General features: G+C 62.0%; 15 protein-coding genes. 7 read left to right on the top strand and 8 right to left on the bottom strand.

Going from position 1 to position 15,985, the window contains the following annotated elements; translation table 11 throughout:
• Positions 1-31 precede the first annotated feature (31 nt).
• From Q0H23_RS03440 to Q0H23_RS03450, 3 genes are all read right to left on the bottom strand, one after another.
• The gene (locus Q0H23_RS03440; protein ID WP_293835715.1) at positions 32-526 is read right to left on the bottom strand and encodes a low molecular weight protein-tyrosine-phosphatase; all 495 of its coding nucleotides are present in this window, start codon (positions 524-526) and stop codon (positions 32-34) included.
• Between the two features lie 90 nt (positions 527-616).
• Positions 617-3,934 carry an SMC family ATPase gene (locus Q0H23_RS03445; RefSeq protein ID WP_293835717.1) on the bottom strand — a complete coding sequence of 1,106 codons (3,318 nt, stop codon included), beginning with the start codon at positions 3,932-3,934 and terminating at the stop codon, positions 617-619.
• Positions 3,935-5,095: an exonuclease SbcCD subunit D gene (locus Q0H23_RS03450; protein ID WP_293835719.1), complete on the bottom strand. Its 1,161-nt coding sequence runs from the start codon at positions 5,093-5,095 to the stop codon at positions 3,935-3,937. It abuts the gene before it with no gap.
• Positions 5,096-5,257: 162 nt separating this feature from the next.
• Between Q0H23_RS03450 and Q0H23_RS03455 the strand changes: the two genes are divergently transcribed.
• From Q0H23_RS03455 to Q0H23_RS03470, 4 genes are all read left to right on the top strand, one after another.
• On the top strand, positions 5,258-5,611 hold the full coding sequence (locus Q0H23_RS03455) for a helix-turn-helix domain-containing protein (protein WP_293835721.1): 354 nt from the start codon (positions 5,258-5,260) through the stop codon (positions 5,609-5,611).
• Positions 5,612-5,653: 42 nt separating this feature from the next.
• Positions 5,654-6,139, top strand: coding sequence for a 6-carboxytetrahydropterin synthase (locus Q0H23_RS03460; RefSeq protein ID WP_293835723.1), 486 nt, complete (start codon positions 5,654-5,656; stop codon positions 6,137-6,139).
• Between the two features lie 137 nt (positions 6,140-6,276).
• Positions 6,277-7,620, top strand: a complete 1,344-nt coding sequence (locus Q0H23_RS03465) for a DNA repair protein (RefSeq protein WP_293835725.1) — start codon at positions 6,277-6,279, stop codon at positions 7,618-7,620.
• Positions 7,613-7,972 (top strand): hypothetical protein, encoded by a 360-nt coding sequence (locus Q0H23_RS03470; protein ID WP_293835727.1) that lies wholly within the window; start codon positions 7,613-7,615, stop codon positions 7,970-7,972. The genes Q0H23_RS03465 and Q0H23_RS03470 overlap by 8 nt, the downstream gene beginning before the upstream one ends.
• A gap of 15 nt (positions 7,973-7,987) precedes the next feature.
• Here the strand turns inward: Q0H23_RS03470 and Q0H23_RS03475 are convergent, their stop codons facing one another.
• The 4 genes from Q0H23_RS03475 to Q0H23_RS03490 form a co-directional block, all read right to left on the bottom strand.
• The gene (locus Q0H23_RS03475) at positions 7,988-8,515 is read right to left on the bottom strand and encodes a TIGR00730 family Rossman fold protein (protein WP_293835729.1); all 528 of its coding nucleotides are present in this window, start codon (positions 8,513-8,515) and stop codon (positions 7,988-7,990) included.
• Between the two features lie 201 nt (positions 8,516-8,716).
• Entirely contained in the window at positions 8,717-10,330 is a 1,614-nt protein-coding gene (locus tag Q0H23_RS03480; protein WP_293835731.1) for a peptide chain release factor 3, read from the bottom strand.
• Positions 10,331-10,519: 189 nt separating this feature from the next.
• Entirely contained in the window at positions 10,520-11,188 is a 669-nt protein-coding gene (locus Q0H23_RS03485; RefSeq protein WP_293835734.1) for a hypothetical protein, read from the bottom strand.
• 157 nt (positions 11,189-11,345) lie between these two features.
• Entirely contained in the window at positions 11,346-11,822 is a 477-nt protein-coding gene (locus Q0H23_RS03490) for a GNAT family N-acetyltransferase (RefSeq protein WP_293835745.1), read from the bottom strand.
• A 312-nt stretch (positions 11,823-12,134) separates the two neighbouring features.
• Here Q0H23_RS03490 and Q0H23_RS03495 point away from each other — a divergent pair, with 312 nt between their 5' ends.
• Together Q0H23_RS03495 and brnQ are read left to right on the top strand one after the other, a co-directional pair.
• Positions 12,135-13,250 (top strand): DUF389 domain-containing protein, encoded by a 1,116-nt coding sequence (locus Q0H23_RS03495; RefSeq protein ID WP_293835736.1) that lies wholly within the window; start codon positions 12,135-12,137, stop codon positions 13,248-13,250.
• Between the two features lie 175 nt (positions 13,251-13,425).
• Positions 13,426-14,799, top strand: coding sequence for a branched-chain amino acid transport system II carrier protein (gene brnQ / locus Q0H23_RS03500; protein WP_293835738.1), 1,374 nt, complete (start codon positions 13,426-13,428; stop codon positions 14,797-14,799).
• Between the two features lie 26 nt (positions 14,800-14,825).
• On the opposite strand, the gene Q0H23_RS03505 is transcribed toward brnQ, so the two are convergent.
• Positions 14,826-15,161 carry a helix-turn-helix domain-containing protein gene (locus Q0H23_RS03505; protein ID WP_293814355.1) on the bottom strand — a complete coding sequence of 112 codons (336 nt, stop codon included), beginning with the start codon at positions 15,159-15,161 and terminating at the stop codon, positions 14,826-14,828.
• Positions 15,162-15,329: 168 nt separating this feature from the next.
• On the opposite strand from Q0H23_RS03505, the gene rsmG reads away from it, so the two are divergent.
• The coding region (gene rsmG, locus Q0H23_RS03510; RefSeq protein ID WP_293835742.1) for a 16S rRNA (guanine(527)-N(7))-methyltransferase RsmG at positions 15,330-15,985 on the top strand (656 nt) is incomplete at its 3' end.

The following is a 15,985-nucleotide window of genomic DNA, read 5'->3' on the forward strand; positions in this document are numbered from 1 at the left end:
ATTGTACGTCGGAGTTCGCCGGACGCTCGGCTTATTTCTCAAGACTTTCCAGCATCGCAACACAAGCGGCGGAAACGTCGCGGTAGGTGTCATCGAAATTGTGAGTCCACCAGGGGTCGGCGACGTCACGCACGGATCCATCGTGCATGCGAGCACGAGGACGCAGCGTAGAATCCTCGGGAACGAAGGAGAGAAGCTTCACACACTTGCCTTCCGGATCGCCCGAGAAGATGTGGTTAAGATCGCGGCCGTTGCTCGAGTCCATATAGACGATGTAGTCCCAATCCGCATATTCGCTGGCTCGAATGAGGCGAGCGCGGTGATGCCCCACGGGAACGCCAATCTCGTTCAGCTTGTTGACCGTGCCGTAGTGGGGCGGATTGCCAAGCTCTTCGTCACACGTGCCGGCGGAGTCGATCATGAACTCGCCCTCGCGTCCCGCGCGGCGGACGAGGTCCTCCATAACGAACTGAGCCATGGTCGAGCGACAGATGTTACCGAGGCAGACGAACAGGATGCGATGCATAGAGGCACTCCGAGTCTCAGAGTGGGTGGACGGCTGAGCAACCATAGTAACGAAAAGGTGACAAAGGGACTGTCCCCTTGTCACCTTTGGCTAGGCAACGGCGCCTTCGATATGGAGGGTGGACCCCGTACGTCCCGCCTCGACCACGATCTTGCGATCGATGCTGGTGCGAAGCTCATCAACGTGGCTGATGATACCCACGAGCTTGTTCGAGCCCGAAAGCTCAGTGAGCGTGCGAAGCGCAAGCTGCAGGGACTCCTCGTCGAGCGTGCCGAAGCCCTCGTCCACAAACATCGTGTCGAGCTCGATGCCGCCCGCATTCGCCTGGACCACGTCGGAAAGACCCAGCGCAAGCGCAAGCGATGCCTTGAAGGACTCGCCGCCAGAAAGTGACGACGCAGCGCGCGGGCGCCCGGTAAAGGAGTCGCGAACGTCGAGGTCGAGACCCGATTGTGCCGCACCCGAACCGCTACGCTGTCCGCTATGGCGGACAAGCTCGTAGCGTCCGTCCGTCATCACAAGCAGACGACGGTTTGCCGCCGCCAGGACGCGATCAAACCAGCGAGCTTGCAGATAGGTCTCGAACGTGATGCGCTCCTTGCCCACGAGGGTTCCGCTTGCGGTCTTGGCGAGAGAATCCAGCTCGCCAAAGCGCGCATTTACCGTCGCAGCGCGATCGCCGAGCTCCTCAAGCTGGCGCGCAATCTCCCCGTTTGTCTCACGACGCTGCTCTGCGCTCGCCTTCTGACGGGCAAGCTCGTTCGCCCTGGCTCGAGCCAGGGCGAGCTGCGACTCAAGCTCATCAGCAGACACGGAATCGTCGACATCAAGCGCGGAGATCTGCGCCTCCAGTGTATTGGCTCGTTCCTCGAGTTTCGAGACCGCAAGCTCTCGATCCGAGAGGTTGCCTTGAGCCGCTTCGAGCGCAGAGATAAGGTCCTCAAGCTCACTTCTCATGTCCTCGAGCCGCGCCGATGCCGTCGCCTCGTCCTCGAACGAAAGCCCTTCCGCGAGCGACTCGGCCCTAGCCGTCGACTGGGTAAGCGCCTGCCTTAGGGACTCCAGCTGAGTGCGGAGCTGGTTTGAGCGTCCCTCGGCCTCGGCAATCTCGGCCTCGAGATTCGTCGCCCTGTCGGCAGAGGCCACGCGAGCATCCTCGTTTGCCTGGGCAGTACGGCATCCCTCCTTCGTATCCTCAAGCACGAGCTTCGCCTGTTCGAGCCTCTCGTTAGCAACCGAAGCGTCAACCGTAGACAGCGAGGCAGTGAATTGGTCGAGGGCGGATTCCGCGGCGGCGTGCGCACGCGAAGCCCGCTCGGCGCTCGAACGCGCGTCATCAAGCGCCGCGGCACTATCCTTTTCTCGCTTTTCAGCCGACTTGATCAGTTCGCGCAGCTCAGCAAGATCGGTGAGAGCCTGCTCTGCCTTCGATCTGTCCTCCTTGGCGGCGTCAAGCTGAGTTGCGAGCTTCTTGCCAAGAGACGCGACTTCCTCCGCGGTTCCAACCTGCTCCTGGAGGCGCGCCAGCTCAGCCGCTGAGCCATCCGCCTTTTGACGGGCCGCAGACGCGGCGTTGGACCTAGCATTTGCGGCCTCGCTCGCAGCGTTAAAGGCGGCCTCTGCGTTCTTCACGCCTCCCTCAGACGGAGCTTCGTCTGCAAGAACGGCAGGGTTGGGATGCTCGATGGAACCGCAAACCGGACACGGTGCTCCGTTCACGAGGTCTCGCGCGAGGATACCCGCCTGAGCATCCATAAAGGCTCGCTGCACAAGAGAGTAGGCACCTCGAGCAAACTCGAGGGCCTCTCGCGCGGCACAGTATTCATCCTGCGCCTTAGCCAGCTCCCTTTCATCGGCCTGGGCAGCCTTCTCTCTCGCCTGGAGGTCGCGATAATCCTTGCGAGCCTGTTCAACGCGGCGCTCGAGGTCTTCCACGAGCGCCCTCGCCCGCGCGGCGGCACCAGAGGCGTCCGAGAACGACGCCTCCCGAGACCTCAGCTCGGACAGCGCAGTCACCGCCGCCCTGGCAGCCTCATCCAAAGATGAGCGGTACTTCTCGGCCTGTTCCGCGTCCTTCTTGAGCTCAGCCAAGGCATTCTTGCGTCGCGCGAGCTCCGCGCATCCGGCAACAGCTTCTTCTGCATCCTTGAGACTCTGGGCAGCAGCTTCTTGAGCCGCCTTAGCCTCAGCAAGCTCCGCGGGAGCCTGAGAGAGATCGGCCGTCTTCTTGCGAGCCTCCACGAGCTCGGACCGCATAGCCCCAAGATTACCCTCCGCCTCTTGCAAGTCCCCCTCGGCATCGCGAACCCCCTGCGCTGCCTCGCGAACCTCCTCGCGCGCGCGACCAAGCTTCGCGTATGACTCGAGCTCACGCGAGAGAACGGTCACGGAGTCTGAAAGCTCCTTGCGCCTGGGTCCAGTCTTCGCGCATTCATCGAGCTCCGCCTTCGCCGCCTCGACACTCTCGCGTGCGATGCCGAGCTTTGAGACCGTCTCCTCGAGGGAAGCTTTCGCTGCCCGCACCTGACCGGCACGTTCCGAGAGGGCCGTCAGGGTCTCAACCTGAACCGCGGCAGCAGAGGCTTCTCCCGCGAGCGCACCGAGAATCGCCTCGTCGGCAGCGTCTTGCTCGGCAATGAGGGCAAGCATGTCCTTGGCATCCGGAGCCTCAGAGGCCCCAAGCGCATCACGTCGCTCGCGGCGCGTAGACGTGGCGGCATCTCCTGCCTCCTCGCCCTCCTCGGCCACCTCGGCCTTGTCAGAAATCGAGATCATGGGGGCAAGCGCCAGGAGACGGTTGCGGACCGTCTTGCTGTCATCCTCAAGTTTGTCACGACGACGCTTGAGCGCCTTCTGGAACTCGTCATAGGGCGCAGTGCCAAATAGCTTGCGCAAAATGGCGGCACGTTCCTTTGTGCCCGCGGAAAGCAGGCGGCGGAAATCTCCCTGGGCAATCATCACGATCTGTGAGAACTGCGACCGATCGATGCCAACCAGCTCCAAGATGGCGGCGTCTACGTCGCGCGTCCCCGTTATGGGAGCGGCCTCCGGCATACGAAGCTCCGCATCCGCGGTCTGTGTCGTCAGGCCGTCGCCACGAAGCTTGGGGCGCTCGTACTCGGGATTGCGGCGAATCGTGTAACGCTGGCCACGATGCTCGAACTCGAGCTCGACAAACGTCGGGGTAGCAGCCGAGGCGAAATCGCTACGCAGGCTACGTGCGGTGCGATCTTGGCCGCTGGGAGATCCGAACAGGGCAAACGAGACGGCATCGAAGATCGTGGTCTTGCCGGCACCGGTATCTCCGCAGACGAGGTAGAGACCCGTGGACCCCAAGCTCGCGAAATCAACCACAACCTCGCCAGAGTACGGACCGAACGCGCTCATCGTGAGCTTAATGGGTCTCATCTACATCACCTTGATTCGCTCGAGTTCTTCGGTCACGACGGCAAGCTGGCCATCGGAAAGGGGCGCACCATTCTGGCGCTCATAAAACTCGTTAAAGAGTTCGAGGGGACTCGCTTCGTCAGTGGCGGGAGCGTCATGCGTGGCCAGACCCTCCGCACGGGTGCGAGCATTGTCATAGGCAACGCTCATGACGTTGGGGTAGACATCGCGAAGGCGCGCCATCGCATCAATCGCAGGGTTCTCGTCCGTAAGAAGCACATGCAGATAGTCATGCGAATCCGCCGCGCCAACCACCTCTGGCGAGACGAGGCGATCGAGAGGCCCGCGAATACGCCGCAGGTCATGAAGGGGCCTGAGAGGAACGAGCTCTATCGCAGGAGAATCGCCTGCGGCGCCCAGCTCGACGAGCACGGCGGACTTCTGACCATCCGCCTCGGAGAGCGAATACTTGAGAATCGACCCCGAATACCTAACGCGCTCGCTGCCCACGCGCTGCGGGCCATGGATGTGCCCCAGGGCCACGTAGTCGAAAGACTCAAACACACCAGCGTCAACGTTGTCCAAACCACCCACAGAGACCTCCGAGTCGCAACGCTCCGGCGTAAAGGCGCCCGCCGTCACGAACTGGTGAGCCACGGCGACGTTGCGCGCGGCACCCGCGCCCTCAATACGCCCCAGGTCACAAGCCTCAACGACTACACGCACGGCATCCGTGTAGTTCTCAACCGTTGCATCGGGAAAATAGTGGCGAACGGTCGGCGGACGCAGGAAGGGAATAGGCCAGATGCGCACCGGACCCCACTCATCCTCAAGCTCGACGGGACCAATCGAGCCGTTAAAGACAGGAGACGCGTACACCCCGCGACGTGCGAGCGAGGCCGCCGCATAGCCCACGCGCTCCGCAGAGTCATGGTTGCCGGGAACAACCACGGCCGGCACGCCCGACTGCGCCACCTCATCAAAGAACCAGTCGACCATGGAGACCGCCTCCGAGCTGGGAGAGGGCTTGTCATATAGGTCTCCCGCGACGAGCAGGGCGTCAACGGTGCCCCCGCGCAGCAGGTCTAGGACCTGTGTGAGGATATGGCGCTGATCATCCAACATGGAGAACTCGCACACGCGCTTGCCGATGTGCAGGTCTGCGATGTGAAGAAGTCTCATGGTGTCTCCCGGTGTGAGCAGGGCGGATGTCATCGATTAGTGATTGTACGGTTATATGCGGACATTAAGAACGCGCCTTACGGGACGTCTCATAAGGTCATTCGGCATCAACACCATCTTGGTATGGTGGCGCCGCGCACCATTGCCACACATATTTGAGGAATGGCTACCTGCACGCACCGCCTCACAAAAGAGAATTACTCAAGCGAGCTCTCGCGACGCATGCGCATGCTCCGATTCAAGAGCGGATACACGCAAGAAGAAGTGGCGCAACGAGCCGGCATCTCCACGTACACCTATCAGAAGTTTGAAAAGGGCGAGTCGCGTCCGGGCTATCCGATGAACCCGACGCTTTCGACCCTCATCGCCCTTTCAGACGTCTTTGACATCGACGTGCGCGACCTCTTTACTGTCGACTATGATGCCTTTAGTCCCGTTGACGGGGAGGAGACTCCCGCCGGGACTTCGGACGACTTGACGGACGCGTCTCAGAGCGACGCGCAAAATCACAGCTAATACGCCTGAGTGGCCCAAGCCCCAGGCAGCAAAGGGGCTCGCATGTACGGTCTTCAGGCCGAGGCGCACTTCGACGGCGCCCACTTTCTCACCAACTATTACGGCAAGTGCGAGAACCTCCATGGCCACCGCTGGCGTGTCGTAGCGACCATCGAGGTTGAGGATCTGCAAGATGGCACGAACGGCGAAGGCGCCCTGAGAGATGACGGCACCGTCACGAATGATGGCACCATGCGCGACATGGTCATCGACTTTGGTGTGTTCAAGCGCATCGTCGCCGAAGTCGCCGACGAGCTTGACCACACCTTCCTTGTGGAGGAGGGCTCGCTTGCGCCCGCTACCGTCACCGCCCTCGAAAACGAAGGCTTCACGCTCACCATGCTGCCATTCCGGACCACGGCCGAAAACCTAGCCCGCTGGTTCTTCGATCGCCTTGCCGAACGCAACCTCCCCATCTCCCAAATCGAGGTTGACGAGACGCCCAACAACCGTGCCTTCTATGCCCGCGAGGGGCATGTGGGAAGGTAACTACCTGCGGTTTATTCGCCCACATCGAACAAGCCGTGACGTCATTGTGAGCTCCCCGTTCGCGGCTACTTAGTGTCCGCAATCCGTTGCATCATGGGTTCGAGAGATACGAACAACTGTTTGCACGGAGGCGAGGCATGAACACATTTTGCAGCACGGTGGGCATCGACCCCTCGACCGCGCGAGACCCGTCGGATACGGGCCACGTCTACCTCTGCATCGACCTCAAGAGCTTCTACGCCTCTGTCGAATGCGCCGATTTAGGGCTTGACCCCTTTGAGGAGAATCTCGTCGTAGCAGACACGAGCCGCGGCCCCGGCACCATCTGCTTGGCCCTCTCCCCCGCCATCAAGGCCTGCGGCCTTTCGGGCAGGCCACGTCTTTTCGAGATACCGCCCAATATCCGTTACCGGGCGATCAGACCGCACATGCGTCGCTATATGGAGGTCTCAGCGCAAATCTATGGCATATACCTGCGCTTTATTGCCAAGGAAGACATTCATGTCTACTCAGTCGACGAGTGCTTCATAGATGCCACGCCCTATCTCTCCCTCTACGGGACGGATGCCATGGGTCTCGCCCGCATGCTAATGGATGCCGTCCGCGCCGAGACGCACATCTGCGCCACGGCGGGCATCGGCACCAACCTCTTCCTCGCGAAGGTCGCGCTCGACATCCTGGCCAAACACGAGGAGAGCCACATCGGCATGCTCGACGGCGAGCGCTTCCGTCGCCTGATCTGGTACCACCGTCCCATAACGGACATCTGGCAGATTGGCCCGGGCATCGCAAGACGCCTCGCGCGCTATGGCGTCTATGACCTTGCCGGCGTTGTGCTCATGGACGAGCCTCTGCTCAGGCGCGAGTTTGGCATCAATGCACGCCACCTTATGGAGCATGCGCGAGGCATCGAGAATTGTTCGATCGAGCAAATCCAGACCTATGAGCCAGAGCGGCACTCCATCAGTACGGGACAAGTGCTCACGCGCCCCTACACAACGGATGAGGCCCTCACCATCGTCCGCGAGATGGTCGACGAGGCCGTGCTCGATCTCGTGGGCAGTCGCCTCGCCTGCGGGCACGTCTCGTTATGGGTTGGCTACGAGGTTGACCATGCAGAGTGGGAGATCGCGATGATGCGGCGCGGCCCCCATGCGGCCACCTCCCACAAGCTCTCGGCCCACACCTGCTCACGAGAGGCCCTCATGGGTGAGTTGGAGCGCATGTACAACGACGTGGTCGACCCCGCCCGCAAGGTAAAGCGCCTCACCATCGGCTTTGGCGACCTCATAAGCCAGGAAGAGGCAGAGGTCACGCTCTTCACAGACCTCGAGGCGGAAGCGGCAGAGCGGCGTCTCGCCGAGGCGGCGCTCGCGGTAAAGAGCAGATTCGGCAAGAACGCGCTCGTGCGCGGCAGAAGCCTGCGCGACGAGGCGACGGGCATGGAAAGGAATGCTCAGGTGGGAGGACATCATGCATAGGATGTACGCGACAAATGACGCCACGCACAATACGGACGCCGCACAGTTCATGCCATTTGCGGCCCTCACGGGCTTCGAGGAGCTGGCGGCCGAGCAGGCGAACGCGGGCGAGGCAAGGCGCACCCTCACGGAGGAGCACGCAGAAGAGATATCGCGGATGCTCGTACGGTTACGCAAGGGTGACTTGGTAGAGGCCACCTACTACGGGCGCGATCGCTATCGCACCGCGATTGGCAAGGTTCGCCAGGTAGACAGCACATTCCGCATGCTCATACTAATTGGGGAAGGAGGCCAGCCCGACGCGCGCATCCTATTCGAAGACATCTGGAACCTTCGCCCGGCGGCGAGCTAGAAATGGTTCCGCCAACTACAACAGCGCGCGAATCTCCGCGAGCGAGGTGGCGAAGTGGATGCCGCGCTGGCGCTCATGGGTGGAGAGCCCCATCTCGATCATGAGGGCCAGCTGCGAGGCGAGCGCATCGTAGAAACCGCCGAGGTTATAGAGGATGCACGGGGCGTCGAGGTGGCCCAGCGCGACCTCACTCATGACCTCCGCGATCTCCTCAAGCGTGCCCGTACCACCGGGGAACGCCACGAACGCATCGCCGAGCTCAATCATCGTGGCCTTACGCTCGGCCATCGTCTCGGTAACGACGAGACGCGTGAGCTCGTCGTACTGGAACTCGCGCTCGATGAACTCGCGCGGCTCGACGCCCGTCGCCTCGCCGCCCGCCGCGATAACGCTCTGAGCAAGCTCGCCCATGAGCCCGCTCTTGGAGCCTCCGTAGACCAGCGCGTTACCAGACTCGCCGATCCACGCGCCAAGCTCTCGCACCGCGGTCTTGAGCGCCGGGTCCCTGCCCTCGCTCGCGCCCAGGTAGACCGTGATATTCATAAGCGTCCTTTCACAAAAGCAAAGCGGTGGCCGGCTAAAGCGCGCGGCCACCGCCTCATCGGAAATCAAACTGTTCCGGGATTCGTTCGCCCCTGAACGCAATCGACATGGAACACGCCACGGCATTCGAACTTCGGGTATCGAGCTTCGGTCCTCGGGCTTCGACCCTCGGGCTTCGACCCTTGGACCTCGGGTATCGAGCTAGAACGTAACGTTGCCAAACTCATTGAGCGTGAGGCCCTCGTTGTGGTCCACGGCATAGTCAAGGTTCCACTGGCTCGTGAAGAGCAGCAGCTTGCCCCCGCGCATGTCCTCGACGCGGCAGGTGTCGCGCGTGAGGTTGAGGGCGCGGACGGCCTTCTCGTCCATATCGCCATCAATCCAGCGAAGCATCTGGTACGGAAGGGCCTGACGATAGACCTCGACGTGGTACTCGCTCTTGAGGCGCTGCTCGAGGACCTCGAACTGCAGCACGCCCACAACGCCGACGATAACGCTCTCCATGCCAGCGCCAAGCTCGCGGAAGATCTGGATGGCACCCTCCTGGGCGAGCTCCTCCATGCCCTTCACGAACTGCTTGCGCTTGAGAGTGTCGACCTGCGAAATGCGCGCGAAGTGCTCGGGCGAGAAGGTGGGGATGCCGGAGAAGCGCACGGGAGGCTTGCCGGTGCACACCGTGTCGCCAATGGAGAAGATGCCCGGGTCAAACAGTCCGACGATATCGCCGGCATAGGCCTCGTCCACGATGGCGCGATCGTCGGCCATCATCGACGTACCCGTGGCGAGCTTGAGCGAGCGCTCGCCCTGCACGTGGTAGGCGGTCATGCCGCGCTCGAACTTACCCGAACAAATGCGCACGAAGGCGATGCGGTCGCGGTGGTTCTTGTCCATATTCGCCTGGATCTTGAACACGAAACCGCTGAAGTCATCACGCGTGGGAGGCACGGGCTCGCCCGTAAGGCAATCCGTATAGGCACGCGGAGCCGAGGTAAGACGCAGGAATTCCTTGAGGAATGGCTCGACGCCAAAGTTGGTGAGGGCAGAGCCGAAGAACGCGGGCGACAGTTTGCCGCAGGCGACGGCATCGAGATCCAGCTCGTCACCGGCGCCGTCAAGAAGCTCGATGTCGTCCATCAGAGTACGGTGGTTCTCCTCGCCAATCAGCTCATCCATAGAGGGATCGCCGAGCTCGGCCTCGATCTCCGCAACCTTCTTGGTGGCATTGGCGCGACCCTCGCCCTCAAAGGCAATGACGTGACGGGTCTGGCGATCGAAGACGCCGCGGAAGTTGCGGCCGCTGCCGATAGGCCAGTTCATGGGATACGTATTGATGCCGAGAACGTTCTCGATCTCCTCCATGAGCTCGAAGGGATCGCGAGCGTCATGGTCAAGCTTGTTGACGAAGGTAAAGATGGGGATGTGGCGCAGCGTGCAGACCTTGAACAGCTTCTTGGTCTGGGCCTCGACGCCCTTCGCGCCGTCGATAACCATGACCGCGGCGTCTGCCGCCATGAGGGTTCGATAGGTGTCCTCGGAGAAGTCCTGGTGTCCAGGGGTGTCGAGGATGTTGACGCAGTGACCCTCGTAGGTGAACTGGAGCACCGAAGAGGTGACGGAGATGCCGCGTTCCTTCTCGATGTCCATCCAGTCGGAGACCGCGTGCTTCGAGCTGCTCTTGCCCTTGACCGAACCGGCGGTCTGAATGCTGCCGGTGTACAGGAGGAGCTTCTCGGTAAGGGTGGTTTTGCCGGCGTCCGGGTGCGAAATGATCGCGAACGTGCGGCGCGAGGAAATCTGGTCTTCAAGGAAAGACATGCAATTGTTCCTTCATCGTGCGGTTTTGACTCGAACATTGTAGCGAGAAGCAGGGATAACGGCGTGCCGAATGCCTCGCAGCACCCGCAATGCGCCCGCTCGCCCCAGTATCTTCACGTGAGGCGAATCGGCTCGTCAGGCAAGGGTGGCTATCACCCCGTCAGGCGAACGGGGCATCTTCCTCAAATGCTATTCCTCGCCAGCGGTCGCCCCGGCGGCACGACGAGCGTACTCGAGATAGCCGGACACGCTGTAGTGGTCCGCCCCATCGCTGGCGGGATTGCCCGAGCCGCCAACAACCCCCAGGTAGCCACCGTCGACCTGACCACCATCAGAGTTGACCACAAGAGCATACCAGTGGCCAAACTCATGCTTGGGCTTACGCAGCTGGCAGGCAAGCGTCAGCTTCGTGTCGCCCTCCTGGCGATAGAAAACGCCGGCGCGACGAAGGGTCTCGAGGCGCTCTCCATCCATCCAGAAGCACATGAACGGGGTCTCGAATGCATCCGTGAGGGTGCCCGCCATGCTGTTGTACACATAGCAAAACAGCGCCCGCTCCCTGCCACGCGCAAGCAGGTCAACCTCGGACTCCTTGAGCTTGAACGTCACCGTGGTGATGGCTCCATGCTGGCCCTCCACCTCGCAGACGTCCGTGACGGCGGTCTTGACCTGGAAGAAGAACGTCTCCGGCTCCACGCCAGGATGCTCAAGCTGCTGCTTGAGGTTAAGGGAGACGACGTCGATGCCCATGTCCGCCGGGGGACGCAGCGCATCGAGCCCATTGCGATAGAGCGAGCTCATCAGCTGGTACTCGCCGGTATAGCCGTTGTAGAGAAGGTCAAAGAAGTCTGACGACACGATAATTCCTCCGGTTATTCAAGAAGCGGAATCAATACGGGGCTGGCGTGCCAGCATGACGACGGGACGATTCGGGGCCACGGTGCTTGCGCATCAGCATAGCGACGGGACTCGGAGCTGGCGGATGACTGCGCGTGGCTGCCAACCAAACCCGCGGCTACAAGTCTTTGATAAAAAAGTGGTCCATCGCAGCGTGCCCGGGACTGACCGGATCGATGGCGCGATAGCCAAGCTTCTCGTAAAGGTTGATCGCCGCCTTAAGCTTCGAATGGGTCTCGAGATACAGGGACCTGTAGCCCAGCTCACGGGCGGCCTCCTCAACCAGCCCAACGAGGCGCGTGCCCAAACCATGGCCCTTCGCCTCGTCTGTCAGATAAAGCTTCTGCAACTCAGCCGTGCCCTCAAGGGGCAAGAACTCAGCCAGGCCACAGCCGCCGAGCACACGCCCATCGTCATCTACAGCAACGTAGTAACGGCGGCGCGCAGGGTCATCGTCGTAGAAGCCACTCAGATGCATGATCTCGGGGTCGAAGAAGGCGGTACCCGGAATGTCGAGCCCGACCGCCGCGAGGTTATCGCGCGCGATGGCACCCATCGTTTCGTCGTCATCCGCGGTTATGGGCCTGATCGTCATGCCACCCACAAAGCCTCCTAGTAACCAGATTCACTTAGGAACTGATGGTAGCCGATACACGGCGATAACTCATAGCCAACAAGTTAGGCACCGTCAGCGCGGGCCCGACGGGCACTGCCGCGCGGCCCTAGTAGGTCCCACCCACACGATTCCACGGGGACGCCGTCAGCGCGATTCCGAAAAATACCGCTCGCACGGGCCCGGGCAAGTGCCACCTTGCCACCCTTTATGCCCGGCGTTACCGTGTCCCTTGCGTGGGGATACCCGTGGAAGGCTCTCCCCCTTAGAACCCGAATTCGACCGAGGCAGCGCATGAAACCCGAGCAACAGTCACGCAGCGACGAGATCCGCGAGCTTCTCAGCGAGCTCCGTGCCCACCTCGTCGCCTTCCTCAAGCGAACGTTCAACATCCGCGAGGGCCGCGCGCCCTATGCCGTCATTCGCAAGCGCTTCGTGAATGGCGCCCGTCTCGATGGCACGCATCTCTGCATCCTCATCGTCGCCATGTTGATCGCCTGTATCGGCCTCGACACCAACTCGGATATCGCCATCGTCGGAGCCATGCTCATCTGTCCGCTCATGGGCTCGGTGCTCGCCACAGCCTATGGCATCGCCACGCTCGACCGCCGCCTCACGATCGAGGCTGTTGCGGGCCTCGCTGTACAGATGGCTCTCTGCCTCGTAACCTCCACCATCTACTTCAGGCTCTCGCCCATCGCCTCCACGACTGCCGCCCTGGTCGACAACTCGACGCCCACCATCTGGGACCTCGCCGTAGCACTCGCGGGCGGCTTCGCCGGTGGCCTCGGCAACTCGAGAAACCAGGAGCCGGCTACTCTCATCTCGGGCGTTGCCGTAGCAACGGCTCTCATGCCACCGCTTTGCGCCGCCGGTTACGGCATCGCCATCGCTGACATCTCGTTCTTCCTCGCAGCGCTCTATGAGTTCGGTATCAATGTCGTCTTCATCGCGCTGGCGGCCGAAGCCGTGCTCCTCGCCCTGCGCGTTCCCCTCCATCGCGACCTCAACGACGACGGCGTCGTCGACCCCGAGGAGGCCTGGCTCTCAGACATCCTCTCGCGCAAGGTCCGCCGCTACGTGGTCCTGGGCACCATCATCTTCGCTATCCCCTGCGTCATATTCACGGCGGGCTCAATTGGATCGGCGGGCGAAGGCGTCGAGGACGGCTACGGCGTCATGGAAACGACGCGCGAGCTCCAAGCCATTCTCCCGGGCTTCGAGAGCTACTCAGTCGGCGTAGACGTCTCCTCAGACGACGAGGCAAACTCGCAGGTCACGCGTGAGACTGTCGCCCACGTGGTCACGGACAACTCCCTTGACGAACGCTCTCGCGAGACCGCCGAGAGGCTCATCCGCCTCAACGTGCCCCAACTCGACCGCGTGGAATTCACCTCGCAAACGGAGTAGCCCGAGCGCGTCGGGCCGCGGCCCCATGCCTCGCCGCCGACCACCCAGACACGCGTACCAACGAGCAGCCGCCCGCCGAGAAGAGCCGCCTGGCCAAATTTGAGCATCAGGCTCTCGAATATTCAAACGCTTGCTAAAATGGTGCAATTCTAGCGCCGGCCTCATTGGAGCCATCATGGATAGTAGCCAGACGAACACTGCTCTTACGCCCCGACAGTCGCTCGCCGTGGGCATTACCCTCTTCTCGATGTTCTTCGGCGCTGGCAACCTCATTCTGCCTTCGCCGCTGGCCCTCAAAGCGGGAACCAATTGTGTCCCCGCCATGATCGGATTCCTCATCGCGGGCATCGGCCTGCCCGTCCTTGGCATCGTAGCCGTGGCACTTGCGGGCACCGCCCGCGAGCTCGCCAATCGCGTCCACCCCATCTTCTCGAAGGTCTTCGTCGCCGCAATCTACCTCTCAATCGGCCCGTGCCTGGCCATTCCCCGCACCAGCTCGACCGCATTCGAGATGCTTGTCCCCCTGATTCCAGAGGGTGTCTCCGTCGACACCACGCGTCTCGTCTTCTCCATCGCGTTCTTTGCCGTCGCCTTCGGACTCGCCATGCACCCCGGCGCGCTCACGAAGCTGCTCGGCCGCATCACCGGCCCCGCGCTCATCGTCCTGCTCGTGATGGTCGTGGGGTCCACGCTCATCGCCCCGGCCGGCACCGCCCAGGCGCCGCAGCCGCCCTATGACAACGTCGCGCCCATCCAGGGTTTTCTCGCGGGCTACCAGACGATGGACCTGCTCGCGTCCCTCACCTTCGGCATCATCATCGCCGAGAACATACAAGCCCTCGGCGTCACCGATTCGCACGGCATCATGCGCGAGGTCTCCCGTGCCGGCGTGGTCGCGGGCGTGCTCATGGCCCTCGTCTACTGCGGCCTTGCCTTCGTGGGCGTGACCTTCGGCTCCATCATGCCCGATGCCACCAACGGCGCCGTCATCCTCACCGCCGCCGCCACGCTGCACTTTGGCTTTGCTGGCACCGTGATCATCGCCGCCATCTACCTGCTGGCCTGTCTCAACGTGTGCATCGGCCTCATCAGCTGCTGCGGCACCTACTTCTGCGAGAATTTCACCGGATCCGCAAGCGCCGGCGTCGACGAGAATGGCAGGCAGGCTAACCCGACCTATCGCATCTGGGCCGCCGGCTTCGCCATCTTCTCCTGCTTCGTCTCGAACTTTGGCCTCGATGCCATCCTGACGTTCTCCGTGCCGCTACTGAACGCCCTTTATCCCGTTTCGATCTTGCTCGTCCTCATGGGTATGGCGCACCGCGCGTGCGATCGCTTCCCGCTCGTTTGGCCATGGGCCATCGGCGTGACGACCGTCGTGAGCGTCATCACGTCCATCCGCGATGCCTTCTTCAAGGGAGTGCCGCTGATTCTCGACTCTCTGCCGCTCGCAAACATCGGCCTCGGCTGGATCCTGCCTGCCGTATGCGCCGCCGTCGTTGGCGTCGTCATCTCCATGGTTAAAAACGGGGCAGTCGAGAAGAACTAGCGCAGTTATAACGGCAACGCCAAGAACTATCCGTCCTCGCGAACGAGTCTCTGATAGCCGCTACCCCATTCGACCATCGAATTAATCACGGGCATAAGGCTCTCCCCCACCTCGGAGAGCGCGTACTCCGTGCGGATGGGCGTCTCGGGAATGACCGTTCGCGTGACGAGACCCGCCGCCTCCATCTCCTTGAGGTTGGAGGAGAGGACCTTCTGGCTGATGCCCACGATGGAACGCTGAAGCTCGTTAAAGCCGAAGGCGCGCTCCTTGAGCTGCTGGATGATGTAGATCTTCCACTTGTTGCCAAACAGCTGGAAGCACGTGGCGACGGGACATGGGGGCAGCTCTTCCTTGGTCAGCACCGCAACTCCTCTCGACGGTTTTCAACCATTATCGCAGTTACTAACCAGCACGCACCTACTTACCTATTTGTAACCGGCTAATAGAATGGTGCCTTCTTTCGCGAGATGAGAGCTTCTCGGACGATGGTTATGGGCGAATAGTCGCCCAACCACGAGAAAGGAATCGCCATGTCCGAGAACCTCGAGAAGGTCGCCGCCTTCGCCGCCTGCGGCTCCGCCGATCCCGCCGCCGCCCCGGCTTGCGGCACCACCGATCCCGCGCCCGCTTGCGGCTCTGCTGACCCCGCCGCCGCCCCGGCGCTGGAGCGTTATGCCGGCGCGCTGCTGGAGAAAAACAAGGTGATGAACCTGACGGCCATCACGGAGCCCAAGGATGTGGCCACGCTGCACCTGCTGGACTCCGCCTGGCTGCTGACGGCGGCGGACTGCCGGGGCAAAGCCCTGGTGGATGTGGGCACCGGGGCCGGATTTCCCGGAATGCCCATGGGTATTTTGGAGCCCACGGCGCAGCTGACCCTGCTGGACAGCCTGGGAAAGCGCATTGACTTCCTGCAGGAGACGGCCCAGGCTCTGCACCTGCAAAACATCACCTGCGTACACGCCCGGGCGGAGGAATTCGCCGGGCAGCACCGGGAGGGCTTCGACCTGGCCGTGTCCCGGGCGGTGGCGGCCCTGCCCATGCTCTGCGAGCTGGCTATGCCCTTGGTAAAGACGGAGGGCCTGTTTTTGGCCATGAAGTCCGTGGAGTCGGACGGGGAAATCGACAGCGCCCGCAGCGCCATCGGGCAGCTGGGCGGGAAAATCGAAAAAATTCTCGACTACAC

It is taken from the genome of uncultured Parolsenella sp. (assembly GCF_934660935.1).
Classification (GTDB): Bacteria; Actinomycetota; Coriobacteriia; order Coriobacteriales; family Atopobiaceae; genus Parolsenella.